This window comes from Sphingopyxis alaskensis RB2256, assembly GCF_000013985.1.
In the GTDB taxonomy this organism is placed as follows: Bacteria; Pseudomonadota; Alphaproteobacteria; order Sphingomonadales; family Sphingomonadaceae; genus Sphingopyxis; species Sphingopyxis alaskensis.
The window spans coordinates 1,335,952-1,359,910 of the sequence record NC_008048.1 but is presented as its reverse complement, the minus strand read 5'-3'; the positions used below and the strand labels follow the sequence as shown (position 1 = coordinate 1,359,910).

Sequence of the window (23,959 nt, the reverse complement as noted above, 5' to 3'; positions counted from 1 at the left end):
GTGATTCAGGCGATCGTTTTCCTGCCGCTGCTCGCGGCGCTTGTTGCAGGGCTTGGCCAGCGCGCCATCGGCCCCTTCGCATCGAAGCTGGTCACGACCGGCGCGCTGTTCACCAGCTGCGCGCTCAGCTGGCCGATCTTCCTGTCCTTCGTGGCGGGGACCGGCGAGGCCGAAGTCGTCACCGTGCTGCATTGGGTGTCGTCGGGCGCACTCCAGTTCGACTGGGCGCTGCGCGTCGACACGCTGACCGCGGTGATGCTCGTCGTCATCACGACGGTGTCGGCGCTCGTCCACCTCTATAGCTGGGGCTATATGGAGGAAGACCCGGACCAGCCGCGCTTCTTCGCTTACCTGTCGCTCTTCACCTTTGCGATGCTGATGCTGGTGACCGCAGACAATCTGGTCCAGATGTTCTTCGGCTGGGAAGGCGTCGGCCTTGCCTCCTATCTGCTCATCGGCTTCTGGTACAAGAAACCGAGCGCCAATGCCGCGGCGATCAAGGCGTTCGTCGTCAACCGCGTCGGCGATTTGGGCTTCATGCTCGGCATCTTCGGCACCTTCCTGGTGTTTGGCACCGTCTCGATCCCCGAGATCCTTGCGGCCGCGCCGGGCATGGCGGGTTCGACGATCGGCTTTTTCGGCTATCGCGTCGATACGATGACCTTGCTCTGCCTGCTGCTGTTCATCGGCGCGATGGGCAAGTCGGCGCAGCTCGGGCTCCACACCTGGCTGCCCGACGCGATGGAGGGTCCGACGCCGGTGTCGGCGCTGATCCACGCCGCGACGATGGTCACGGCGGGCGTCTTCATGGTGTGCCGCCTTTCGCCGATGTTCGAGACCGCGCCGATCGCGCTGGGCGTCGTCACCTTCGTCGGCGCCGCGACCTGCCTGTTCGCCGCGACTGTCGGCACGACGCAATGGGACATCAAGCGCGTCATCGCCTATTCGACATGCTCGCAACTCGGCTACATGTTCTTCGCCGCGGGCGTCGGCGCCTATGGCGCGGCGATGTTCCACCTGTTCACGCACGCCTTCTTCAAGGCTCTGCTGTTCCTCGGCGCGGGGTCGGTGATCCATGCGATGCACCACGAACAGGATATGCGTTATTACGGCGGCCTTCGGAAACATATCCCGCTCACCTATTGGGCGATGATGATGGGCACGCTGGCGATCACCGGCGTCGGCATCGCCGGGGTCGCGGGCTTCGCGGGCTTCCATTCGAAGGACGGCATCCTCGAGGCGGCCTTTGCTGCCGGCGGCGGCGGCGTGGTCGCTTTCTGGGTCGGTATTTTCGCCGCACTGCTGACGAGCTTCTATTCGTGGCGCCTCGTTTTCCTGACCTTCTATGGCAAGCCGCGGTGGGAAGCGAGCGAGCATATTCAGCATGCGGTGCATGGCGAACATGAAGAGCCCTCGGATGAACATTCGAGCGGCAATCATGCGCCTCATCACCACGATCCCCACGGCGACGGCACCGCGGGCTACCATCCGCACGAAAGCCCGCTGTCGATGCTGATCCCGCTCGGCGTGCTGTCGCTCGGCGCGGTGTTCGCAGGCTTCGTCTTCGCGCACCCCTTCATCTATCCCGAAGAAGGCAAGACTTTCTGGGCGGACAGCATCGCGTTCGACGAGCATCTGATGCACCTCGCGCACGAAGTGCCGACCTGGGTGAAGTGGGCGCCGTTCGCGGTGATGGCGATCGGGCTGTTCCTCGCGTGGAACAGCTATGTCCGCAACACCAGCCTGCCGGCGCGCTTTGCGGCGCAATTCCGGCTGCTCTACCAGTTCCTGTACAATAAATGGTATTTCGACGAGCTCTACAACATCCTCTTCGTAAAGCCCGCCTTTGCGATCGGCCGCTTCTTCTGGAAGCGCGGGGATGAAGGCACCATCGACCGCTTCGGTCCCGATGGTGCCGCGGCGCTCGTCGCCGGGGGGACGCGGCTCGCGGTCCGGCTGCAATCGGGTTATGTTTATGGATATGCGTTTGTGATGCTGCTCGGTCTTGTCGGCCTCGCCAGCTGGGCCATGGTGAATTTCCTGTGAGCGGCTTTCCGATCCTTTCGCTGATGCTGGCGGTCCCGCTGATCGCCGCCATCCTCTGCCTCTATGCGGGCGACCGTAACGCACGTGTTATCGCGCTCGCCGCGACGCTGATCGATTTTGCGCTGGGCATCGTGCTCTGGGCCAGTTTCGACATCGGCGGCGCGCAGTGGCAGTTTACCGAGCGCGCTGACCTGTTCGGCCGCTTCCAGTGGGCACTCGGCATCGACGGCATGGCGCTGATGCTGATCATGCTCAGCGTCTTCCTCATGCCGCTGTGCATCCTCGCGAGCTGGGAAGCGATCAAGAGCCGTGTCGGGCTCTACATGGCGATGTTCCTGATCATGGAAGTCGTGATGATCGGCGTCTTCATGGCGCAGGATCTGCTGCTCTTTTACATCTTCTTCGAAGCCGGTCTGATCCCGATGTATTTCATCATCGGCATCTGGGGCGGCGCGAACCGCAAATATGCGGCGTTCAAATTCTTTCTCTACACGCTGCTCGGTTCGGTGCTGATGCTGATCGCGATGATCGCGATGATCGCCGAGGCGGGCACGACCGACATCCCGACGCTGCTCAACTATGACTTCCCGGTCGAAATGCAGACATGGCTGTGGCTCGCCTTCTTCGCCAGCCTCGCGGTCAAGATGCCGATGTGGCCCGTCCACACCTGGCTTCCCGACGCGCATGTGCAGGCGCCGACCGCGGGCTCGATGATCCTGGCGGGTGTGCTCCTGAAGCTCGGCGCCTATGGCTTCCTGCGCTTCATGATGCCGATGTTCCCCGACGCTTCGGCGCAGCTGATGTGGCTGGTGTTCGGTCTGTCGATGGTCGCGGTGGTCTATACCAGCCTTGTCGCGCTGGTGCAGAACGACATGAAGAAGCTGATCGCCTATTCGTCGGTCGCCCACATGGCGATCGTCACCGCGGGCCTCTTCGCTTTCAACCAGCAGGGGATCGAGGGCGCGCTGATCATCATGCTCAGCCATGGCGTCGTCTCGGCCGCGCTCTTCTTCTGCGTCGGCGTGATCTATGACCGGCTGCATACGCGCGAGATCGATCGCTACGGCGGGCTTGCGGTCAACATGCCGGCCTATGCGCTCTTCTTCATGTTGTTCACCATGGCGTCGATCGGCTTGCCGGGGACGAGCGGTTTTGTCGGCGAGTTCCTGAGCCTGCTCGGTATCTACGAAGCGTCGAGTGTCGTCGCCTTCGTCTGTACGACCGGGATCATCCTCGGCGCCGCGTACATGCTTTACCTCTATCGCCGCGTCGTGTTCGGCGAACTGACCAAGGACGATGTGAAGGCGATGCCCGATCTCAACGTACGCGAATGGGCGATCATGGCGCCGCTCGCCGCCGTGGCGCTGTGGATGGGCGTCTATCCCGAAAGTTTCCTCGCGCCGATGCGCGGCGACGTGACCACGGTGGTCGCACGCCTCGCTCCCGCGAAGCCCGCGGGCGACGCGCATCTGGCCGTCGGCAAGCCGAAGCCCGCCGCAGTGCATGAGGAAGCCGCCCACGGATCGAGCCATGCGGGAGGCGTGCAATGACCGCCGATCTCGCGCTCATCTGGCCCGAACTGATCCTGACGATCGGCGGGCTGATCACCCTGATGCTCGGCACCTTCATGGGCGACCGGCAGGTGGGCACCTACCAGCTCAGCGCGCTGCTCACGCTTGCCGCCGCAGCGGCCGCCGCTATCGCGCTGTTCGGCGTCGAGACGACGGTGTTTTCAGGCACGCTGTCGGTCGACGCCTTCGGTGGCTTCGCCAAGCTGCTGATCTACGCCGCGAGCTTTATCTGCATTCTCGTCGCGCCGCGCTTCTTCACCGGCGGGATGCGCGCCGAATATCCGACGCTGATCCTGTTCGCGGCGCTCGGCATGGGCATCATGGCCTCGTCGCGCGACCTGATGACGCTTTACGTCGGGCTCGAACTCAACAGCCTCGCCGCCTATGTGCTCGCGAGCTTCATGCGGTCCGACGAACGGTCGAGCGAAGCGGGGCTCAAATATTTCGTGCTTGGCGCGCTCGCATCGGGGATGCTCCTCTACGGCATCTCGCTGCTCTATGGCTTCACCGGCACCACCGATTTCGCAGGCATTGCGGCGGCGATGGGCGGCGAGCCGGGCATCGGCCTGATCTTCGGCATCGTCTTCGTGCTTTCGGGGCTGGGCTTCAAGATCAGCGCCGTGCCGTTCCATATGTGGACCCCCGACGTCTATGAAGGCGCGCCGACGCCGGTGACGACCTTCTTTGCCAGCGCGCCCAAGGTGGCGGCGATGGCGCTGATGGCGCGCATCGTCATCGATGCGATGGGCCCCGCGGTCGGCGCCTGGCAACAGATCGTCATCTTCCTCGCGCTCGCGTCGATCATCCTCGGCGCGGTTGGCGCGATCGGGCAGAAGAACATCAAACGCCTGCTCGCCTATTCGTCGATCAACAATGTCGGTTTCATGCTCATCGGCCTTGCCGCCGGAACGCAGCAGGGGGTTGAGGGCGTGCTGACCTATCTGCTCGTCTATCTCGTGACGACGCTCGGCGCCTTCCTCGTCGTCCTGCAACTGCGCGATGAGGGCGGCAATCAGGTCGAAAGCATCCCCGCGCTCGCCGGCCTGTCGCAACGGCGACCGGGGCTGGCCGCCGCGATGTCGGTGTTCCTGTTCAGCCTTGCCGGCATTCCGCCGCTGTTCGGCTTCTGGCCCAAATATCTGGTGTTCGAGGCTGCGGTGAACGCGAACCTTGTGCCGCTGGCGGTTGCGGGCATCGTCGCATCGGTGATCGGCGCATTCTATTATATCGCGATCATCAAGACGATGTATTTCGATGATAAATCTGACGTCGAGGTGACAGGCGGCGGCAATGCCGTCGAGGGCACGATCGTCGCGGCGAGCGCGCTTTGGCTGTTGGCGGTTGGTTATCTGTTCATCCCGGCGCTTGCGGTGGCTTCGGCGCACGCCGCATCGGTGCTGTTCTGATCCCGCCGATCGAGCGTATCGCGCAGACAGGTTCGACCAATGCCGACCTGCTGGCGCGGCTGGCGGGCGGCGAGCATGTCGGCGAGGGTCACTGGCTGGTCGCCGACCGTCAGACCGCCGGGCGCGGGCGCCTGGGGCGCAGTTGGAACGACGGGCAGGGCAATTTCATGGGGTCGACGGTCGTTCACCTGGCCGTCGGCGATCCGTCGGCGGCGACGCTGGCGCTTGTTGCCGGGGTTGCGCTTGCCAGAACCGTCGCGGCGCTCGCGCCCGATAGCGGCGCGCAGCTCAAATGGCCGAACGACCTGCTGGTGGATGGCGCCAAATGCGCCGGCATATTGATGGAGCGCATCGGCGATTCGGTGGTGATCGGTATCGGTGTCAATCTCACCAGCGCGCCCGAACTGCCCGATCGTCCGACCGCAACGCTGTCCAGCAACGGCGCGGCAATCGACCGCGACCATTTTGCGGGTGCGCTGGGCATCGCGATGATCGACGCGCTGCGGACCTGGCGGCAGGAGGGCGTCGCGAGCATCCTGCGCGCCTGGCTGCCGTTCGCGCACCCCGTCGGCACGCCGCTGCGCGTTTCGGAGCAGGGCATCGACGGCTTTTTCGACGGGCTTGCCGAGGATGGTGCGCTGCGCTTGCGCCGCGAGGGCGGGGAGACCATGCTGATTCATGCGGGCGACGTCGAACTTCGCCGCCCGGTGGTTGAAGGATAACGCCATGCTGCTCGCGATCGACGTCGGCAACACCAACGCCAAATTTGCGCTGTTTCGCGGGGCCGAGCTGCTCGCGCGCTGGCGCATCGCGACCGACGACCGGCGCACCGCCGACGAATATATGGTGTGGCTCGATCAGTTGATGCGGATCGAGGGGTATGATCGCGGCGACGTCGATGCCGTGATCATCTCGACCGTGGTGCCGCGCGCGCTGCACAATCTGCAACTACTGGCTCACAAATATTTCGGCGTCGATGCGCTGGTTGCCGGTCGCGAACCCGTCACATGGGGCATCGCATTGAAGGTTGACGAGCCGCAGTCGGTCGGCGCCGACCGCGCGGTCAATGCGATCGCGGCACAGGCGGTCGAGCCCGGCAGGGACAAACTTGTGATCAGCTTCGGCACTGCCACGACGCTCGACCATATCGGCCCCGACGGCGCCTATCTGGGCGGCATCATTGCGCCGGGTGTCAACCTGTCGCTCGAAGCGCTCGTCGCTGCGGCCGCCAAGCTGCCGCGCATCGCGATCGAGGCGCCCGCGAGCGCCAGCGTGATCGGGCGTACCACCGAAAGCCAGATGCTGATCGGCGTCTATTGGGGCTATGTCGCAATGATCGAAGGGCTGATAGCGCGCATGAAGGCGCAGATCGGCAAGCCGCTTGTCGTGGTCGCGACCGGCGGCCTCGCGACACTTTTTCAGGAACAGGCCCATCTGTTCGATCGTATCGAACCCGATTTGACGCTGAACGGGCTCATGCACCTCTATAACCAAGGACAACAAAAGATATGACGACTCCGGGCAAGGAGCTGCTTTTTCTCGCATTGGGGGGATCGGGCGAGATCGGCATGAACGCCAATCTATATGGCTGTGACGGCAAATGGATCATGCTCGACCTGGGCGTGACCTTTGGCAGCCACGATTATCCGGGCATCGACATCGTCATGCCCGATCTGGAGTTCATCGAGGACCGCAAGAAGGATCTGCTCGGCATCATCCTGACGCACGGGCATGAGGATCATATCGGCGCCATCCCCTATCTCGCCGCCGACCTCGGCGTGCCGCTCTATGCCAACCGCTTCACCGCGGGGCTGATCGCGCACAAGCTCGCCGAAGAGGGGCTGGAGGGCGAAGTTGAAATCAAGGTCATCGATATCGACGACAGTTTCCGCATCGGCCCCTTTGGCATCCGCATGGTCCCGCTCGCGCATTCGATCCTCGAAATGAGCGCGGTGGTGATCGACACGCCCTATGGTCGCGTCTTTCACACTGGCGACTGGAAGCTCGACGAGGAACCGATCCTGGGTGTACCCGCAACCGCCGCAGCGCTCAGTGCGATCGGCGACGAGGGCGTCGATTTTCTGGTCTGCGATTCGACCAACGCCTTCAACGCCGAAGCATCGGGCAGTGAAGGCGCGTTGCGCGAAGGGCTGGAGCAGGCGGTCGGCGCGGCGAAGGGCCGGGTGGTCGTCACCACCTTTGCCTCGAACGCCGCGCGGCTGGCGACATTGGGGGAAGTCGCGCGGGCAACGGGACGCAGCCTGTGCGTCGCGGGGCGCTCGCTCGACCGCATCCTCGGCGTTGCGCGTTCGGTCGGTTATCTCACCGATTTTCCCCCGACGGTCGATTTCGACGAGGCGATGCGCCTGCCGCGCGACAAGGTGATGGTGGTCGCGACGGGCGGGCAGGGCGAGCCGCGCGCGGCGCTGGCGCGCATGGCGGCCGACGGCCACCAGATCAAGCTGGAGGCCGGCGATACGGTTGTCTTTTCCTCGAAGCAGATCCCCGGCAACGAAGTCGCGATCGGACGGATCATGAACCAGCTCGCCGCCAAGGACGTGCTGACCGTCACCGAAAAACAGGCGCATATTCATGTCAGCGGCCATCCGGGGAAGCCTGAGCTGGCGGCGCTCTATGGCTGGCTGCGGCCCAGGCTTGTCGTGCCCGTGCACGGCGAAATCCGCCATATGCACGAACAGGCGCGCTTTGCGCTCGAAACGGGCGTTCCCGATACGCTGGTGCAGGAAAATGGCGACCTTGTGCGGCTGGCGCCCGGCGCGGCGCAGATCGTCGAGCGCGTGCGGTCGGGCCGACTGATCCTCGACGGCGACGTCATCCTGCCCGCCGATGGCGAAACGATGAGCGAGCGGCGCAAGCTGGCGCTCAACGGTCATGTCACCGTCGCGGCGGTCTTTTCGGGCAAAAACTTCGTCGACAGCGCGATCAGCTATCGCGGCGTTCCGGTCGAGGACGAACGCGAGGCCTTTATCGACGAAATGCGCGAAGCTGCCGAACAGGCCGCGACCGGCCCCGCGCGCGACGAAGAAAAGCTGCGCGAAGCGATCCGGCTGGGCGTGCGGCGGATCGCGACCGACTGGACGGGGAAGAAGCCGGTGGTCGATGTGATGCTCGTCGAGATTTGAAGGCAAGCCGATGAAATGGACCTCCGCCCTTGCGATCTTCACGCTATTCTGGGTGTTCAGCGCCTTCTTCGTGCTGCCCTTCCACGGCCGCCGCTCGAGCGATGACGACGAGCCCTTGGTGGCTGGGCAGGACCGCGGCGCCCCGGCGCGCTTTCGTCCGGGGCGGGTGGTGCTTCAGATGACGATCGTCGCGGCGGTGGCCTTTGTGCTCTACTTTACGGCCTATGTGAACGGCTGGGCCGACCCCGATGTGTTGACCGGGCGGGCGTAAGACGGATATGGCGCCGCTGCCGGGCTGCTCCACGATGCAAGGAGCATCCCTGATAGGCTTTGGCGGCGGACGCGCGGCGAGGACTTGCCTCCCTCGCATGGCGCTTCGCCAGCCCGTTGGCTGGCGTGCTACGGCCGCAAGCTTCACCGTGTCACGCGCGTCCTGATTGTCATATGGCATCGCGCCGGCTGATTATCAATTCCTGGGCAAAGGGGCGAAAAGCCTCGGCGCCCCGCCATCCGGCCCGCCATCCGGCGGACGGCCCGTCGTGACCAAGCAGGCCCTGCTTTAACTCCGCAGCCGGTCGATCGCCTGCGCCAGCGCCACATACAGCTTGCCGATATCGGAGGACAGCAGGGTCACGCTGATCGCCGATCCGTCGCGTGCGCCGATCAGCAGGCGCAGCATCGCCTCGAAATCATGGATGAACTGATTGACCGCGGCGTGGAAGCCGTCGTCATTCTGATAGAGGCGCAGGATTTCCTTTACCTCGCTGTTCTCGACCAGCTTGACCGCGCGGCGGGCAAAGACGCCGCGGTCGCCCTTGAGGTAAGCGTCCCACGCGGTGTCGCTGACCTCGCTCGACAATATCTTGGTGACGTCGATCGCGGTCGATTTGAGCGCTTCGGTGAGCACGCCGACCTGTTTGGCGAGCGTGTCGCGGTCGGAAGCGGCGATCGCCTGTTCGGCCTCGCTCACGCGCTGTTCGACACTCTCGCTGGCGTCCATGATCGTGACGAGCTGGCGCATCAGCCGGTCGGCGGCGCTGTTCGCCGCGGCGACGGCGCGCGCCGACGCATCCTCGATTGCGGCGAGCTGCGCCATGATTTCGGTCCGGAAGGCGGCGTCGATCGCCTCGCTCGCGGTTGCCTTCATCGTCTCGCGCGCGCCATCGACAAGCCGTTCGAGCGTCAGCCGCGCCTGGTTGGCCGCCGAATCGGCGGTTGCCCGAACCTCGGCCAGCGTCGCGATCATCCGCGCGCCGCCCTGTTCGCTGAAGGCTTCGGCGCCGTCGCGCAGTTTCGCGAGCGATGCTTCGGCTTCGGCGAACGAGGCGTTCAGTCGGTCGGCCAGCGCCTGCTGGTTCGCCGCTTGACCCGTCATCTGTTCCTCGTTCGACCGGAGCGTCGCCTGCACGGCATGGACGTGCGAGACCGTCGATTGCGCGACGAGTTCGGACGCTTCGAGCAGCGGACGGATTTCGGCGAGGGCGGATTGTGTCGTCTTGCCGTGTCCGGCGATGCGGTCGAGCGCGCGCGGCAGCGTTTCGTCAAGCTCCCGCGTTACCGCATCGAGCGCGAGCAACAACGATTCGGCGTGCGAAACGAGTTGAGCCGCCGAAACATTTCCGCTCTGCACCTGCTCCATGAAGGCCGCAAGCTGCGCTTTGGTATCGTCGATCGCGCGACCGACGACGCCGGTGCTGGCGTCGACGTTGACGTTGAGCGTCTCCAGCTGTTTGCCGACCTCGGCGACATGCGCGGCGATCCGCCCCGCGAGGGCGTCGCTCGCATCGGCATGCTCCGACAATTGTGCCCCGATCGCGTCGCCGGCCTCGCGCGCCGCCGCGAGCCTGGCGTCCATCTGCGCGGCCGCGGCGTCGACGCTCTCGCCAAACTGGCGCCAGATCTCCTCGCTTTGCGCGGAGAGCGCAGCGAGCGTGTCGGCCATCGCGCGGCGCACCGACGCCGCGCTCTCGGTCACGCGCGCCAGTGCGGCGTCATGCGCGCCGCTAACCTCCGCCGAGGCGGCGAGCAGGCCGCTTTCGGTTTCCTTTGTCTGTTCCTGAAGCGCCACAATCGCTTCGAGAATCGCTTCGGTCGAAGCCTGACCGGCCTGCGCCGTCCGCGCCGCCTCTTCGCCCAGCGCGGCGAGCCTGGCTTCGAGGTTCGCGCCCTGCTGGTGCGCCACCAATCCCGCCTCGCGGAAATTGACCGCCAGCCGCTGCGCCACATCGTCGATCCGCGGCAGCCCGGCAAGCAGACCGTCCATCCGTTGCAACGCGACATCGCCCGAGCGAGCGAGCTGGTCGTGGGCATTGGCGATCACCGCGGCGTTGCTCGCGAGCTTGTCGCTGCTTTCAGCAAGGCGCATCACCGTGTCGAGGCCGAGTTGCTGGACGATCCGCGCCTGTTCACCAAGCTGCTTCTGCGCGTCGGCGAGGTGCAGGCCGAGCGAGTGCATCGACTGATTCAGCGCCAGATTTTCGGCACGCAGCGCCGCGGCGATGCGCGCGAACCGCGCCTGTTCCGACCGACCCGAGCGCAGCCAGAGCATCCAGAGCAGCGCGAGCAGCGCAAGCGGCATCGCGATCGTCGCAATATGCGCGGGCCAGTCGGCGATCGCCGGGCTTTGTGCGAAGCCGTCAGTGGCGACGCCGAGCGCGAATCCCGTCCATCCCACTGCAAGAAGGATCAGGAGCGCCGGTATGCCGCGCTCGCGCCATGCCGACGCGGCTTCGCCCTCGATGCGGGCTTCGGCGTCGTCGTCGAGCGGCGTCATGTCCAGCCAGTCGCGATCGCCCGCCGCGCCCTCCGCGTCCGGTGCGGATACGGCAGCGGCCGCGGCGGCCTCGACCGGCGCGGCGCTGTCTGCTTCCGGACCTGCCGCGGATTCCCGCCACAATCCGACGATTTTCTTTTCCCCCGTCATCGCGCCATCTTAGCATCAAACGCCCGCCATGAAACGGAAACTTAACCCCGCCGATGGCAAAGCTGTGGAATGTCGTTCGACAGCGGCCCCCTCGACCGGTATTTGAGCGCCGCGTTCGGCGATGATCCGGCAATGGCGGCGGAGCTGCGCAAGGCCTTTGCCGACAGCGCGCGCGAGCTTGCCGACCTGCTGCGCCGTGCGCGGTGCGACGCCAATTGGGAGATGGCGGCGTTGCGGCTCAAAAGCCTGTCGGCAACCTTCGGCGTCATCCCCCTCATCGAACTGGCCGAAGCGGCGATGGCGGGCGCGCCGGGTGACCCCGCGGTGCTGCGCGCGATCAATCGGATCATCGACGAGATCGCCTGACCGCCGCTGCGGGTTCAATTCCCGTTCAGCCGGACGCAGCCAGAGAAATATCGATAGCGCCCGTCTTGCCATGGCAACGCGACCGGTTTAGCCGCGTTAACGACACGCGGCCGAATGCGCCTGCGCGGCGGACGGTCCACGAGTTTCAGAGGAGAGAGTTCGATGTTCAAGCGTTTCCGCTCGATGCCCGCAACGGCGATGGCCGCCGTGCTGGGCTGCGCGCTGATGACAACCGCGACCCCCGCCGCGGCGCAGAAGAAGCCCAAGAAGGAAGAGGCCGCCAAGGGCAAGTCGCTCAGCCCCAGCAAGGGTTTCGCCCCGGCGCTCAAAAAGATGACCGACGCGACCGCGGCCAAGGATGCCGCAGCGTTGCAGGCGGCCATGGCTGAGGGGCAGGCGAGCGCGACCTCGCCCGACGACCAATATCTCCTCTCCTTCTATCAGTTGCAGCTCGGCATCCTGAACAAGGACACGGCGCTGCAGGGCCAGGGGCTCGACGGGATGATTGATTCGGGGCTGACCCCACCGGAAAATCTCGCGACCTATAACTTTTATTCGGGCAATTTCGCTTATGGCGCCAAAAATTACGCCAAGGCGATCCAGCGCCTCGAAGCTGCCAAGGCTGCGGGTTCGACCGAGCCGGCCCTGGCGGCGATCCTGATGGACAGCTATCTGAACGCGGGGCAGATCGACCAGGGCTGGGCGATCGCCAAGGCCGGCATCGATGCGGCGCGTGCCGCCGGAACGAAGCCGTCAGAGGATCTTTATGTCCGTCCGGCGCAGGCTTTCCAGAAAGCCAACCGAACCAACGAGATGCTCGACGTTCTGACGATGCGTGTCGAAGATTATCCCTCGCCCGCGACATGGCGCAATACGCTCTATATCCTGTTGCAGCAGTCGGGTGGCGACAAGGAGCTCAACCTCGACATCCTGCGCCTGATGCGCGCGACCAATGCGATGACTCAGCGCCCGGAGTATCTGGAATACTCGGCCCTTGCGGTCGAGGCAGGCTATCCGGGTGAAGCCATCGCCGTGATCCGTCAGGGGCAGAATAACGGGGTGATTCCAAAGGGTGACACCCATTTCGGCAACATTCTCGAAACACAGACGCCTCGCGCGGCCGCCGACGCCGCCGCGGTCGCCGCCGACGCGAACAAGGCCGCGACGCTGAACAATCCCAAGGCCGCGCGGTCGACCGCCGATGTGCTGGTCGGAATCGGCCAGCCCGCGAAAGCGATCCCGCTTTATGAAGCCGCGCTGAAGGCGGCGCCGAACGACGCGATCGCGCAGTTCCGCCTGGGCGTGGCGCAGGCGCTCGCCGGACAGGTCGATGCCGCCGCGGCGAGTTTTGCCAAGATCCAGGGCAATCGGGCGCGATTGGCGCAGCTGTGGGCGGTGCGCGCCAAAACCGGTGCCGCACCCGCGCCGGCCACCGCCAGCTGACCGAAGCGCATATTCCGGAAAAAAGGGCGCCGTTCCAGGAACGGCGCCCTTTTCGATGACCTGGCGAATCAGATTTCGACCGGAACGCCCGCCAGCTGTTTCGCGGTGCGGATCGTGAGCGACGTCTTGACGCTGGTGACGTTCGGCGCCGAGGTGAGGTGCGCGGTCAGAAAGGATTGAAAACTCTGCAAATCGCGGGCCACGACCTTCAAAAGAAAGTCGATTTCGCCGTTCAGCATATAGCATTCGCGCACTTCGGGCAGTCCGCCGACATAATCTTCGAACGCCTTCAGGTCGGCTTCCGCCTGGCTGCGCAAGCTGACCATCGCAAAGACGGTGATGCCATAACCGAGCTTCGCGGCATCGAGGTCCGCGTGATAGGAGCGAATGACCCCGGCTTCCTCCAGCGCGCGCACACGGCGCAGGCAGGGAGGGGCCGTCAGCCCGACCATCTGCGCAAGTTCGACATTCGTCATGCGCCCGTTTTTCTGCAATTCGCCCAGTATCTGAAGATCAATCTGATCGAATTTCTGACTCGCCATCGTTGAAACATCCGCTTTCCTAAATCGCGATCACCATAATTATATTTCAGGCGATTGCAATTGTCCCACAATGTGACGCGGATGGTTAAGGCACTTTCGTGACCGGATGATTCACGCTAGCCGGTAAGCATGGGATAACCGATGACTGTGGGGCTGGTTTTGCGTGACTGCTGACTCGATGATCGCGACCATCTTGCGCCAGGCACCCGCCGACCGGCGCACGCGCGTCACGGCGTGGCGGCAGCTCTCCGATATTCTGGCGCAGCGCGGCAATCAACTGGCAGAAGATGATATTCGGCGCAGCCTGCATGCGCTCGCCGTGCTGCGCCCGCATGTTCCCGAGGCCGTTCGGCGAGATTGCGCGCGCGCGCTCGCGCGACACGGGCGCTTTGCCCCGCTTGTCGCCTTTTATGCCAACGACGTGCCCGCCGTTTCGGCCGCGATGTTGCGCGACGTGCGATTGAGCGAGACCGACTGGCTAGCGCTGCTGCCCGCGACCAATGCCATGGCACGGTCGGTGCTGGCGGGACGTCGTGACCTGCCCGACGGCGTCGGACGCGCGCTGGCGGCGCTCGGTGCCGCGTCGGTGGCGCTGCCGCAACCCGCCGCCGTGGTCGAGGCTGAAGCCATGCCGTCATCGACGACCGATGAGACCGTCGGCGCCGCGCCCAGCCAGATCAGCGAACTGGTCCGCCGAATCGACAAATATCAATCGCGCCGCGGCCAACCTGCATCGGCGCGCAAGGCGCGGCGGTCCTTCCAGTTCGAAACCGGACCCGACGGCGTGATTCATTGGGTCGATGGCGTCACGCGCGGCGCGGTCATCGGCCTGTCGATCGCTCATGCGGCTTTCGGCGGCGAGCCCGGCGCCGACGCCGCCGCGGCGGGCGCCTTTCGCCAGCGCGCCGAGATCGTCAGCGCGCGCATGTGGCTGGAGGGCATGGCCGACGAAGCCGGTGAATGGCGTTTCTCGGCGCTGCCCTGGTTCGACCCGGCGACGGGACAGTTCCGCGGCTATCGCGGGACCGCGCGGCGCCCGCAACCGAATGAAATGCCCTATGGACGACCGCAGGAGGAGGATCCGGGCGATTCGATCCGCCAGCTCATTCACGAACTGCGCAGTCCGCTCAACGCCATATCGGGCTTTGCGCAGATCATCTCGGGTCAGATGTTCGGGCCGGTCAGCCAGTCCTATCGCGCCATGGCCGAAACGATCGTCGCCGACGCAGCCTCGGTGCAGTCGATCATCGACGACCTCGAGACCGCGGCGCGGCGCGGCCATGCGGTCGCCGATCAGGCGTCGGACGAAATTGTCGACGTCGGCGCCATAGTGAAGCAGGTCGAAGCCGATCTTGGGGCACTGCTTGCTGAACAGCGCATCGAGATGACGCTCGCGCGGGTGGGTGCCGGACCCTTTCTGGGGCGCGCCCATGACGCCGACGTCAGGCGCATGATCGGACGCCTGCTCACCGCGCTGGTCGATATCTGCGAGCCCGGCGGCATCCTGGTCGGCCAACTCGTCACCGAATCACCGCACGACGACATGCTCCAGCTTCGCATCGTGCGCCCGGCGGCAATCCGCTTTGCCACCGCCACCGACCTGCTCGATCCGGGGTTCAGCCCCGAAGGCGAAGCGCCGGGAGCCGCCGTGCTCAGCCTCGGTTTTTCGCTCCGCCTCGTCGACAGCCTTGCCCGCGCGGCGGGGGGGCGTCTCGATATCGGGCATAACGCCTTGACCTTGCACCTGCCGTCCGTCACCTCGAAGCCCGAAGCCGAACGGGAGCTTCAGCAAGGCGAATAGGTCGCACGCCGGACGGCGAGGGGGCAAGGTGCAGTCTGCGGGCAGTTTTTTCGCATATCCACCCGCGTCCGAGTTGATCCGGCTCGGCGATGGCGAGCGGTCGCGTTTCTGGGTCACGATCGACACCGAAGAGGATTTCGACTGGGACGCGGCCTTTGCCCGAACGGGTTTTGGCCTGGGTTCGATCCCCGCGCTCGCCGCCTGCCAGGATTATTTCGCGCGCGCCGCAGTGCGGCCGATCTATCTGGTCGACTGGCCGGTCATCGCTGACGAACGCGCGTTCGATATCCTGGGGCCGGCCTGCGCCGCCGACCGCTGCGAAATCGGTGCGCAGCTGCATCCCTGGGTGACTCCGCCGCACGACGAAGAGGTCAGCGCGCGCAACAGCTATACCGGCAATCTTCCGGTCGCGCTCCAGCGCGCCAAAATGATGATGCTGCGCGACGCGATCCGTGACCGCTATGGCACCGCGCCCACGGTCTATCGCGCCGGTCGCTACGGCCTTGGCCCCGAAAGCGCGACCATGCTGGCCGAACTCGGCTTTTGCTGCGACACGTCGGTGCGGTCGGGTTTCGATTATCGCGCCGGGCACGGCCCCGATTATCGCGCCGCGCCGCTTCACCCATGGTGGGTGCGGACGGGCGCCGGCGCGGTGCTCGAAATGCCGGTCACGACCGTATTCGACGGGCTGCTGGGCCGGGCGGGGCCAGCGCTCTATCATCGCATTGCACGCAACGGATCGCGGGCCGGGGCGGCGCTGGCGCGCCTCGGCCTTGTCGAGCGCATCGCGCTGACGCCCGAGGGCATCCCGGTCGATCGCGCGATTCGGGCGATCGACATTGCGGTCGAGGCGCGGCTGCCGGTGCTCAATTTCTCTTTTCACTCGCCATCGCTCCAGCCGGGCAACACGCCCTATGTCCGAACGGCGGCGGACCTCGACCAATTCTATCGCTGGTGGGACAAGGTGCTCGATCATCTCGCGCGGCGCGGCGTCGAGCCGACGAGTTCTTCAGAAATCATGGCGATGGCGGAACGGAAGGCCGTCGGCTGAGCCTTGGTGCTTGCCAATGCCGCGCGGGCTCCGCTATCGCCCACACATCCCCCGGCGGGTTGCAAAGGGGGGCCTGTAGCTCAATGGTTAGAGCTGGCCGCTCATAACGGCTAGGTTGCGGGTTCGAGTCCTGCCGGGCCCACCATTCTCCGCCTGTGTCCGTTGGATATCCCGCGCGATGCCGGTCCACTGCGTCGGCGAAGGGAGAGCGGATATGGGAGGGCGTCGAACGATTCTTGTCGGCGGCTGACGGTTATAACGATCGCCGCAGCGACAGCGGCGATCCGCACCGCGACCTTTGCACCGGCCGTCATTGCCGACGGCCGCGACATCCGACTCGCCCCCGTGCCGGCTTATGATCTGGATGCAGCGGTGGCCAACCTTGGAGCGGTGGTGCGGATTCGCTCCATCTCCCATCAGGAGGCGGCCGCGGAATGAACCGTCGCGCGTGCCGCCGACCACGTCGCAAGGCTGGAGATACGTCGTCGCTGCGGCTCGCGCCGACGCACCCGACGCCGTCGTTGCGCCCTTCCTCGTCGTCGGGGCGACCGACAGCCGCAGCATGGGGCCGGTTTCGGAGGATGTTACCGCTTCATGCCAATGCACGTCACGATCAAGGAAACGGCGATGATCCACGGACCGAACGAGCATATGGCGATCGACAGCTTCCGCCGGATGATCGATTTCTACGCGCGACTGATCGCGACGTCGGCCGGTTGAGCGCGGGATGAGGGAAATGGTCGGGGAGACAGGATTCGAACCTGCGACATCTTGCTCCCAAAGCAAGCGCGCTACCGGGCTGCGCCACTCCCCGACGACCGGACCCGCGCCTTAGACATGCGGCGACGGCAAGTCCATCCCATGCGCATCGCGGGCAAAGAAAAAGGCGGCCTTCCGGTGGGAAGGCCGCCCATTTTCCGTTTCGGTCAATGCCCCGAAAGGGCTGTGACTTACTTGGCTTCTTCGGCCGGAGCGGCAGCAGCAGCGTCCGCAGCCGGAGCAGCAGCGGCGTCGGCCGGAGCAGCAGCTTCGGCACCGGCAGCCGCGGCTTCAGCGCCTTCGGCGGCGGCTTCGGCACCGGCAGCAGCGGCGTCGGCGCCTTCTTCGGCGACCGCTTCAGCAGCCGGAGCTTCGGTGGTGGCTTCTTCAGCAGCCTTTTCACCGCAAGCGGCGAGGGCGAACATGCTGGCAGCAACAGCGATAGCAGCAAACTTCTTCATGATGTGTGGGCTCCCTAAAATGCCTTTCCGCGATGAGAGACTTTCCCATATCGCGAGCGGCGGGATTTAGTCGTTCCGTGTGAATCGTCAACAAAAATAATTGAGATGGGCCCGCGGGGCGGATTTGTGTCACTTCGCGGAAACAAAGCGCGACCGGCAATCATCCGCCGGGCCGATAGAATCACAGAATCCGCGTGTAACGAGGCAGATCTCGCCCATGGACAGGGTGGAAAGCAGCAACGATGTTGCCGTATCACGCCGGTCGCCCCGTGCAATCTGTCTCATCTTGTGGCAGCTCGCCCGGTCCGACACCAGGCCCGGCTTGCTTGCGGAAGCATCGCGACGGGTCCGCGCCGATTGCCAAGGCGGCGCCCATTCGCTAACCGGCGCGCAACTCTCCCGGCCGCCAATGCGGCCCAGCCATTACCGGAGCATTTCATGGCCGCCCAATATAGTTTCGTGATGAAGGGTCTGACCAAGACCTATCCCGGCGCGCAAAAGCCGACGCTCAACAATCTGAGCCTGCAATTCTATCCCGACGCCAAGATCGGCATCGTTGGTCCGAACGGTACCGGCAAGTCGACGCTGATGAAGATCATGGGCGGGATAGACAAGGATTTCACCGGCGAGGCATGGCCCGGCGACGGCATTACCGTCGGCTATCTGGCACAGGAGCCGCAGCTCGACCCGACCAAGACCGTCAAGGAAAATGTCATGGACGGCGTGCGTCCCGTCGCCGACATGATGGATCGTTTCAACGAGATCAGCGCGCTGATGGCCGATCCGCCCGCCGACGCCGATTTCGACGCGCTGATGGAGGAAATGGGCACGCTCCAGGAAAAGATCGACGCGGTCGACGGCTGGACGCTCGACAATCAGCTCGAAATCGCGATGGAGGCCCTCCGCTGCCCGCCGGGCGACTGGAGCGTCGAAAATCTGTCGGGCGGCGAAAAGCGCCGGATCGCGCTCACCCGTCTGCTGCTCGAAAAGCCGTCGATCCTGCTGCTCGACGAACCGACCAACCACCTCGACGCCGAAAGCGTCGCCTGGCTCGAAAAGCATCTGGTCGACTATCCCGGCAACGTCATCCTCGTCACCCACGACCGCTATTTTCTCGACAATGTCGTGAACTGGATCCTCGAACTCGATCGCGGCCGCTACTTCGTCTACGAGGGCAATTATTCGACCTATCTGGAAAAGAAGGGGAAGCGCCTCGAACAGGAAGCGCGCGAAGACCAGGGCCGCCAGAAGGCGATCAAGGACGAGCTCGAATGGATCCGGCAGTCGCCGAAGGCGCGTCAGGCCAAGTCGAAGGCGCGTATCAAATCGTTCGACCAGCTCGTCGAGGCGCAGGAAAACCGCGCTCCCGGCAAGGCGCAGATCGTCATCCAGGTGCCCGAACGCCTCGGCGGCAAGGTGATCGAGGTCAACAATATCTCGAAGGCCTATGGCGACAAGCTGCTCTTTGAGGATTTGTCCTTCACCTTGCCGCCGGGCGGCATCGTCGGGGTCATCGGTCCGAACGGCGCGGGCAAATCGACCTTGTTCAAGCTGATCACCGGACAGGAACAGCCGGACAGCGGCAGCATCAGCATCGGCGACACGGTGCGCCTCGGCTATGTCGACCAGAGCCGCGACGCGCTCGATCCGAACAAGAATGTCTGGGAAGAGATTTCGGGCGGCCACGACATGATGTCGATCGGCAAGCACGAGATGCAGACACGCGCCTATGTCGGCGCCTTCAACTTCAAGGGCACCGACCAGCAGAAGAAGGTCGGCCAGTTGTCGGGCGGCGAACGCAACCGCGTTCATATGGCGAAGATGCTGAAACAGGGCGGCAACGTCCTGCTGCTCGACGAACCGACCAACGATCTCGATACCGAAACGCTCGCCGCGCTCGAAGAGGCGCTCGAAAACTTCGCGGGCTGCGCCGTTGTCATCAGCCACGACCGTTTTTTCCTCGACCGCCTCGCGACGCACATCCTGGCATTCGAGGGCAACAGCCATGTCGAATGGTTCGAGGGCAATTTCGAGGCTTATGAGGAGGACAAGATCCGCCGCCTCGGCGAAGGCGCGACGCGCCCGCACGCGACGACGTACAAAAAATTGTCACGCTGAGCCATATGGGAGAGGGAGAAGGCATCTCGTCGAGCGTGATCCGCATGGACGCGGATGCGCTCAACACCTTCATGGCAGAGGCCTTTCCCCAGTCGGAGCCGGGATCGCGCGGCTATGTGGTTTCGGCAGCGCCGGGCCATGTGCAGGCGCGGATGGACCCGAGCGACAAGGCGCTCCGTCCCGGCGGGCTGATTTCGGGGCCGACGCAGATGGGTTTTGCCGACATGGCGGCATATGCGCTGGTGCTGGCCCACATCGGGCCCGTCGCGATGGCGGTGACAAGCGCGCTCAACTACCAGTTTCTGCGCCCGTGCCGTCCCGGCTCACTGTTCGCCGACGCACAAATGCTGCGCCTCGGCAAACGGCTCGCGGTCATGGACGTGCGGATATGGACCGACGATCCGCTAAAGCCGGTCGGGCAGGCGAATGTGACCTACGCGATTCCCTGACCCGTCATGTCGCCGGACGAAACTCGCCGCTTGCGTCGTCCAGAACATGCAGAATGCCGTCGCTGATCGCGAAAAAGGCACCGCGCAGTTTCAGCGTCCCGCGCGCTTCCTTCTCCTGAATGCACGGGAAGGTCCGCAGATTCGCGAGGCTGACGCGCACCGCCGCCATTTCCATCGCGCGGCCCGCATCGCGGCTGTCGAGGTCGGAATGGCCCGCGCGCACCTCGTCGCTTGCGTCGTCGAGCAGCGCGATCCAGTCGGCGATGAAGCCGCCACGGCCGGGCTCGGCGCCTTCCATCGATTTGTGGAGCGCGGCGTGGCAGCCGCCGCACAGGCCATGGCCCATGACGACGATTTCCTCGACCTTCAGGAACTGCACGGCGAACTCCAGCGCCGCCGAGACTCCGTGACGTCCGGGCGTCGTTTCGAACGGCGGCACCAGCGCGGCGACATTGCGCACGACGAAGATTTCGCCCGGACTGGTATCGAAAATCTGCGACGGTTCGACGCGGCTGTCGGAACAGGCGATCACCATCACCTTGGGCGATTGTCCCTCGGCCAGTTCGTTCCAGCGATCGCGCTGTTCCTGCCACCCGCCATTACGGAAACGGCGATAGCCCTCGATCATGTCGGCAAAGTGAGTCATGGCGGCCCCATAGCATAGGTAGAGAGGTTGAGAAGAGGGGCATAGGCGACTATGTGGGCGCGATGAACGCTCCTGCATCCCCCGCCGCCTCGCCCAGCCAGCGCGCGCGCAAGCCCGACTGGATCCGCGTCAAGGCACCGACCAGCCCCGGCTATGCCGAAACGCGCAAGCTGATGCGCGAGCTGAACCTGCACACCGTGTGCGAGGAAGCGGCGTGCCCGAACATCGGCGAGTGCTGGACCAAGAAGCACGCGACGGTGATGATCCTTGGCGACACCTGCACGCGCGCCTGCGCTTTCTGCAACGTCAAGACCGGCATGCCGCGCCCCGTCGACCTGCTCGAACCGGAACATACGGCGATCGCTGCGGCGAAGATGGGACTCAGCCACATCGTCATCACCTCGGTCGACCGCGACGACCTGCCCGACGGCGGCGCGAGTCAGTTCGTCAAGGTCATCAACGCGCTGCGCCGCGAAACGCCGCAGACGACGATCGAGATACTGACCCCGGACTTTCGCAACAAACCCGAAAGCGCGGTCGCCGCGATCGTCGATGCGCGCCCCGACGTCTATAACCACAACCTCGAAACCGTGCCGCGGCTCTATCCGACGATCCGTCCCGGCGCGCGCTATTATGCGTCGCTCCGCCTGCTCGAAAGCGTCAAGCGGCGCGACCCGTCGATCTTCACCAAGTCAGGCATCATGCTCGGGCTCGGTGAGGAGCGGATGGAGGTGCATCAGGTGATGGACGACATGCGCAGCGCCGACATCGATTTCATGACGATGGGCCAATATCTGCAACCGACGCCGAAACACGCCAAGGTGATCGACTTCGTCACCCCGCAGGCGTTCGACGCCTATGCGCAGATCGCGCGCGCCAAGGGTTTCCTGCAGGTGGCGTCATCGCCGCTGACGCGCTCCAGCTATCATGCGGGCGACGATTTCGAACATATGCGCGCGGCGCGCGAGGCGCAGCTCGCGCGCGTCCGCGCCGACTGAGCGTCGCTTGCCAAGGCACCACGAAACGCGCGATCTGCCGTACAGCGCCGAACAGATGTTCGCGCTGGTGACCGATATCGCACGCTATCCCGAGTTCCTGCCGTGGGTCATTGCGCTCCGCATCCGCAGCGACAGCGAGCATGAGTCGGTCGCCGACATGATCGTCGGCTTCAAGGGGCTGCGCGAGAGCTTTTCGTGCCGCGTCCACAAGCAGCGACCGCACGAGGTCATCGTCAGCTATATCGACGGCCCGATGAAGCATCTCTCCAACGAATGGCATTTCCAGCCCGCCGCGGGCGGCGGCTGCCGCGTCGACTTCATGGTCGATTTCTCGTTCCGCAACCGGATGTTCGAGGCGCTCGCCGGACAGATGTTCGACAAGGCGCTCCGAAAGATGATCGCGGCGTTCGAGGCACGCGCCGACGAACTTTACGGTGCGGGGAGCGCGACATCCTCCGAAGGACGCAGCGCGTCCTTTTCGGGCTGAAGCAGCTCGAGCGCAAACAAGGTTGCCGCATGGCGGATCGCTCCGCGGTCGGTCGATTCAAACTGGATGCGCTGGGTGAAATAATCGTCGGGATCCTGCCCGCGGAGCGCGCGCGCGAAGACGACGAGGCCCACCGGCTTCTTTTCGGAGCCGCCGCTGGGCCCGGCTATCCCCGTGATCGCGACCGCGACATCGGCGTCGCTGTTCGCCAGCGCCCCGGCCGCCATCGCCCAGGCGGTCGCCAGCGAGACTTCGCCGAATGTTTCGAGAATCTCGCTGCTGACGTCGAGCTGTCTTTTCTTGGCATCGGCCGAATAGGTGACGAAACCGGCGGAAAAAACGTCCGAACATCCTGCAATGTCGGTGAGCGCCGCGGCCACCATGCCGCCGGTACAGCTTTCGGCGACCGCGATCTTGCGCCCGGCCGCGCGATTCTGGGCGAGCACGCTCGCGGCGAGGTCATCACGCGCGATGAGGCGCGATTCGGCGTCGGGCTGCACGGCTTCAGGTCTCCGGAAGTTGGATGGTTGCAACGGCCTGGGCCGCGATCCCCTCGCGGCGGCCGGTGAAACCCAGCCGCTCCGTCGTTGTCGCCTTCACACTAACCCTTCCCGCCGGAATCGCAAGGATTTCGGCAATGCGGTCGCGGATGGCGACGCGGTGCGGGCCGATCCGCGGCGCTTCCGCGATGATGGTGAGGTCGAGATGGCCGATCCGTCCGCCATTTGCGGCGACGCGCTCGCCCGCAAAGGAGAGGAAATGGTGCGATGCGGCGCCGCGCCATTGCGGGTCGCTCGGTGGGAAATGATCGCCAATGTCGCCGTCGCCCAGCGCGCCAAGGATCGCATCGGTCAGCGCGTGAAGCCCGACGTCGGCATCGCTATGCCCTTCAAGTCCATGACTATGCGCTATTTCTATACCGCCGATCCACAAGGGCTTGCCCTCGACGAGGCGGTGGACGTCATAGCCCATGCCCACGGCGGTTCGCATCATGTCCTTCGTCCCCAGCAGCCCGGCCAGAATCGCCATATCCGCGGCATATGTCAATTTGTGGAGCCGCGCATCACCTTCGACCGTCGCCACCGAGACGCCAAGGCTGCGGACGAGCTGCGCATCGTCGGTCGCAGCGGCGCCGGATGCTTCGGCATGCGCGCGGCGCAGGGTGCCGAGGCGAAAGGCCTGCGGCGTCTGCACGCGCGCCAGCCGGTCGCGCGCGACGACCGCGCCCGCCGCGCCATCGGCGGCCTCGACCAGCGTGTCGGGGACGGGCAGCACCGGGATCGCGGCGTCGGCGCCGTCGAGTGCGGCCAGCAGCCGATCGACGACGGCGGAATCGACGCCGGGGCGGGCGGCATCATGGACGAGCACGACTGCATCGTCGGGCCAGTCGGTCAGCGCGGACAGCGCATTGGCAACCGATTGTTGTCGCTCAACGCCGGGATCGGCGGCCATCCACCCTTCCGGCAAGGGGTATGTCGCCGCCATGACGTCATGGTTCGCCACCAGCACGCCGCCCGAAAGGCCGGGGTAGCCCGCCAGAACGTCGAGGCTCCAGCGCAGCACCGGTTTGCCACAAAGCCACTCGAGCTGCTTGGGCCGTCCAAAGCCAGCACGCAGCCCGCGGCCGCCGGCGAGCAGGATCGCGGCGACGCAGCGCGGAGACGGGGCAGCGGACTCGGTCATGGTGCGCGCCGGTTAGCGCAGCCACGCCTTGCGGGAAAGCGGCTTAGCGTGTAGGGGCTGCTCAAA

General features: G+C 65.0%; 22 protein-coding genes and 2 tRNA genes. 17 read left to right on the top strand and 7 right to left on the bottom strand.

Going from position 1 to position 23,959, the window contains the following annotated elements; translation table 11 throughout:
* Genes nuoL through SALA_RS06535 form a run of 7 tightly spaced genes read left to right on the top strand, consistent with a single transcriptional unit; the run spans window position 1 to window position 8,437 of the window.
* On the top strand, window positions 1-2,046 hold the full coding sequence (gene nuoL / locus SALA_RS06565) for an NADH-quinone oxidoreductase subunit L (protein WP_011541595.1): 2,046 nt from the start codon (window positions 1-3) through the stop codon (window positions 2,044-2,046).
* A complete protein-coding gene (locus SALA_RS06560) occupies window positions 2,043-3,596 on the top strand; it encodes an NADH-quinone oxidoreductase subunit M (protein ID WP_011541594.1) in 1,554 nt (517 codons plus the stop codon). The genes nuoL and SALA_RS06560 overlap by 4 nt, the downstream gene beginning before the upstream one ends.
* Window positions 3,593-5,023, top strand: a complete 1,431-nt coding sequence (nuoN, locus tag SALA_RS06555) for an NADH-quinone oxidoreductase subunit NuoN (protein WP_011541593.1) — start codon at window positions 3,593-3,595, stop codon at window positions 5,021-5,023. Before SALA_RS06560 ends, nuoN begins: the two co-directional genes overlap by 4 nt.
* The gene (locus tag SALA_RS06550; protein ID WP_011541592.1) at window positions 4,945-5,745 is read left to right on the top strand and encodes a biotin--[acetyl-CoA-carboxylase] ligase; all 801 of its coding nucleotides are present in this window, start codon (window positions 4,945-4,947) and stop codon (window positions 5,743-5,745) included. Before nuoN ends, SALA_RS06550 begins: the two co-directional genes overlap by 79 nt.
* A 4-nt stretch (window positions 5,746-5,749) precedes the next feature.
* Window positions 5,750-6,535: a type III pantothenate kinase gene (locus SALA_RS06545; RefSeq protein ID WP_011541591.1), complete on the top strand. Its 786-nt coding sequence runs from the start codon at window positions 5,750-5,752 to the stop codon at window positions 6,533-6,535.
* Window positions 6,532-8,166 carry a ribonuclease J gene (locus tag SALA_RS06540; RefSeq protein ID WP_011541590.1) on the top strand — a complete coding sequence of 545 codons (1,635 nt, stop codon included), beginning with the start codon at window positions 6,532-6,534 and terminating at the stop codon, window positions 8,164-8,166. Before SALA_RS06545 ends, SALA_RS06540 begins: the two co-directional genes overlap by 4 nt.
* A 10-nt stretch (window positions 8,167-8,176) precedes the next feature.
* Window positions 8,177-8,437 (top strand): DUF1467 family protein, encoded by a 261-nt coding sequence (locus tag SALA_RS06535; protein WP_011541589.1) that lies wholly within the window; start codon window positions 8,177-8,179, stop codon window positions 8,435-8,437.
* 288 nt (window positions 8,438-8,725) lie between these two features.
* Here SALA_RS06535 and SALA_RS06530 read toward each other — a convergent pair whose 3' ends face one another.
* Window positions 8,726-11,089, bottom strand: coding sequence for a hypothetical protein (locus SALA_RS06530; protein ID WP_011541588.1), 2,364 nt, complete (start codon window positions 11,087-11,089; stop codon window positions 8,726-8,728).
* A gap of 69 nt (window positions 11,090-11,158) precedes the next feature.
* Between SALA_RS06530 and SALA_RS06525 the strand changes: the two genes are divergently transcribed.
* Together SALA_RS06525 and SALA_RS06520 are read left to right on the top strand one after the other, a co-directional pair.
* Window positions 11,159-11,455 carry a hypothetical protein gene (locus SALA_RS06525; RefSeq protein WP_011541587.1) on the top strand — a complete coding sequence of 99 codons (297 nt, stop codon included), beginning with the start codon at window positions 11,159-11,161 and terminating at the stop codon, window positions 11,453-11,455.
* 162 nt (window positions 11,456-11,617) lie between these two features.
* Window positions 11,618-12,898, top strand: a complete 1,281-nt coding sequence (locus SALA_RS06520) for a tetratricopeptide repeat protein (RefSeq protein WP_011541586.1) — start codon at window positions 11,618-11,620, stop codon at window positions 12,896-12,898.
* A gap of 68 nt (window positions 12,899-12,966) precedes the next feature.
* On the opposite strand, the gene SALA_RS06515 is transcribed toward SALA_RS06520, so the two are convergent.
* A complete protein-coding gene (locus SALA_RS06515; protein WP_011541585.1) occupies window positions 12,967-13,440 on the bottom strand; it encodes an Lrp/AsnC family transcriptional regulator in 474 nt (157 codons plus the stop codon).
* Window positions 13,441-13,618: 178 nt separating this feature from the next.
* Between SALA_RS06515 and SALA_RS06510 the strand changes: the two genes are divergently transcribed.
* From SALA_RS06510 to SALA_RS17565, 4 genes are all read left to right on the top strand, one after another.
* Entirely contained in the window at window positions 13,619-15,241 is a 1,623-nt protein-coding gene (locus SALA_RS06510; RefSeq protein WP_011541584.1) for a histidine kinase dimerization/phospho-acceptor domain-containing protein, read from the top strand.
* 28 nt (window positions 15,242-15,269) lie between these two features.
* A complete protein-coding gene (locus SALA_RS06505) occupies window positions 15,270-16,292 on the top strand; it encodes a polysaccharide deacetylase family protein (protein ID WP_011541583.1) in 1,023 nt (340 codons plus the stop codon).
* Between the two features lie 69 nt (window positions 16,293-16,361).
* Window positions 16,362-16,437: transfer RNA gene (locus SALA_RS06500), tRNA-Ile, on the top strand.
* Window positions 16,438-16,886: 449 nt separating this feature from the next.
* Complete coding sequence (locus SALA_RS17565) at window positions 16,887-17,012, top strand: hypothetical protein (RefSeq protein WP_272940671.1); 126 nt, start codon at window positions 16,887-16,889, stop codon at window positions 17,010-17,012.
* 17 nt (window positions 17,013-17,029) lie between these two features.
* On the opposite strand, the gene SALA_RS06495 is transcribed toward SALA_RS17565, so the two are convergent.
* Both SALA_RS06495 and SALA_RS16725 read right to left on the bottom strand, forming a co-directional pair.
* A tRNA-Pro gene (locus SALA_RS06495) sits at window positions 17,030-17,106 on the bottom strand.
* A 136-nt stretch (window positions 17,107-17,242) separates the two neighbouring features.
* Window positions 17,243-17,512 carry a hypothetical protein gene (locus SALA_RS16725; protein WP_011541582.1) on the bottom strand — a complete coding sequence of 90 codons (270 nt, stop codon included), beginning with the start codon at window positions 17,510-17,512 and terminating at the stop codon, window positions 17,243-17,245.
* Between the two features lie 438 nt (window positions 17,513-17,950).
* Between SALA_RS16725 and ettA the strand changes: the two genes are divergently transcribed.
* Both ettA and SALA_RS06480 read left to right on the top strand, forming a co-directional pair.
* A complete protein-coding gene (gene ettA / locus SALA_RS06485) occupies window positions 17,951-19,630 on the top strand; it encodes an energy-dependent translational throttle protein EttA (protein ID WP_041383140.1) in 1,680 nt (559 codons plus the stop codon).
* A 5-nt stretch (window positions 19,631-19,635) separates the two neighbouring features.
* Window positions 19,636-20,079, top strand: a complete 444-nt coding sequence (locus tag SALA_RS06480; protein ID WP_011541580.1) for a PaaI family thioesterase — start codon at window positions 19,636-19,638, stop codon at window positions 20,077-20,079.
* 4 nt (window positions 20,080-20,083) lie between these two features.
* Here SALA_RS06480 and SALA_RS06475 read toward each other — a convergent pair whose 3' ends face one another.
* Entirely contained in the window at window positions 20,084-20,725 is a 642-nt protein-coding gene (locus SALA_RS06475) for a carbonic anhydrase (protein WP_011541579.1), read from the bottom strand.
* Between the two features lie 62 nt (window positions 20,726-20,787).
* Between SALA_RS06475 and lipA the strand changes: the two genes are divergently transcribed.
* Together lipA and SALA_RS06465 are read left to right on the top strand one after the other, a co-directional pair.
* Complete coding sequence (gene lipA / locus SALA_RS06470) at window positions 20,788-21,723, top strand: lipoyl synthase (protein WP_011541578.1); 936 nt, start codon at window positions 20,788-20,790, stop codon at window positions 21,721-21,723.
* Between the two features lie 7 nt (window positions 21,724-21,730).
* Entirely contained in the window at window positions 21,731-22,210 is a 480-nt protein-coding gene (locus tag SALA_RS06465) for a type II toxin-antitoxin system RatA family toxin (RefSeq protein ID WP_011541577.1), read from the top strand.
* Here SALA_RS06465 and SALA_RS06460 read toward each other — a convergent pair.
* Entirely contained in the window at window positions 22,153-22,710 is a 558-nt protein-coding gene (locus SALA_RS06460; protein ID WP_011541576.1) for a CinA family protein, read from the bottom strand. The genes SALA_RS06465 and SALA_RS06460 overlap by 58 nt on opposite strands.
* Window positions 22,711-22,714: 4 nt before the next feature.
* The gene (gene ispF, locus SALA_RS06455) at window positions 22,715-23,893 is read right to left on the bottom strand and encodes a 2-C-methyl-D-erythritol 2,4-cyclodiphosphate synthase (protein ID WP_011541575.1); all 1,179 of its coding nucleotides are present in this window, start codon (window positions 23,891-23,893) and stop codon (window positions 22,715-22,717) included.
* Between the last annotated feature and the right edge of the window lie 66 nt (window positions 23,894-23,959).

Coding starts and splice junctions, on each gene's coding strand:
- nuoN (WP_011541593.1), top strand. CDS start 3,593: ATGACCGCCGATCTCGCGCTCATCTGGCCCGAACTGATCCTGACGATC.
- SALA_RS06545 (WP_011541591.1), top strand. CDS start 5,750: ATGCTGCTCGCGATCGACGTCGGCAACACCAACGCCAAATTTGCGCTG.
- SALA_RS06540 (WP_011541590.1), top strand. CDS start 6,532: ATGACGACTCCGGGCAAGGAGCTGCTTTTTCTCGCATTGGGGGGATCG.
- SALA_RS06535 (WP_011541589.1), top strand. CDS start 8,177: ATGAAATGGACCTCCGCCCTTGCGATCTTCACGCTATTCTGGGTGTTC.
- SALA_RS06530 (WP_011541588.1), bottom strand. CDS start 11,089: ATGACGGGGGAAAAGAAAATCGTCGGATTGTGGCGGGAATCCGCGGCA.
- SALA_RS06525 (WP_011541587.1), top strand. CDS start 11,159: ATGTCGTTCGACAGCGGCCCCCTCGACCGGTATTTGAGCGCCGCGTTC.
- SALA_RS06520 (WP_011541586.1), top strand. CDS start 11,618: ATGTTCAAGCGTTTCCGCTCGATGCCCGCAACGGCGATGGCCGCCGTG.
- SALA_RS06515 (WP_011541585.1), bottom strand. CDS start 13,440: ATGGCGAGTCAGAAATTCGATCAGATTGATCTTCAGATACTGGGCGAA.
- SALA_RS06510 (WP_011541584.1), top strand. CDS start 13,619: ATGATCGCGACCATCTTGCGCCAGGCACCCGCCGACCGGCGCACGCGC.
- SALA_RS17565 (WP_272940671.1), top strand. CDS start 16,887: ATGCCAATGCACGTCACGATCAAGGAAACGGCGATGATCCACGGACCG.
- SALA_RS16725 (WP_011541582.1), bottom strand. CDS start 17,512: ATGAAGAAGTTTGCTGCTATCGCTGTTGCTGCCAGCATGTTCGCCCTC.
- ettA (WP_041383140.1), top strand. CDS start 17,951: ATGGCCGCCCAATATAGTTTCGTGATGAAGGGTCTGACCAAGACCTAT.
- SALA_RS06480 (WP_011541580.1), top strand. CDS start 19,636: ATGGGAGAGGGAGAAGGCATCTCGTCGAGCGTGATCCGCATGGACGCG.
- SALA_RS06475 (WP_011541579.1), bottom strand. CDS start 20,725: ATGACTCACTTTGCCGACATGATCGAGGGCTATCGCCGTTTCCGTAAT.
- lipA (WP_011541578.1), top strand. CDS start 20,788: ATGAACGCTCCTGCATCCCCCGCCGCCTCGCCCAGCCAGCGCGCGCGC.
- ispF (WP_011541575.1), bottom strand. CDS start 23,893: ATGACCGAGTCCGCTGCCCCGTCTCCGCGCTGCGTCGCCGCGATCCTG.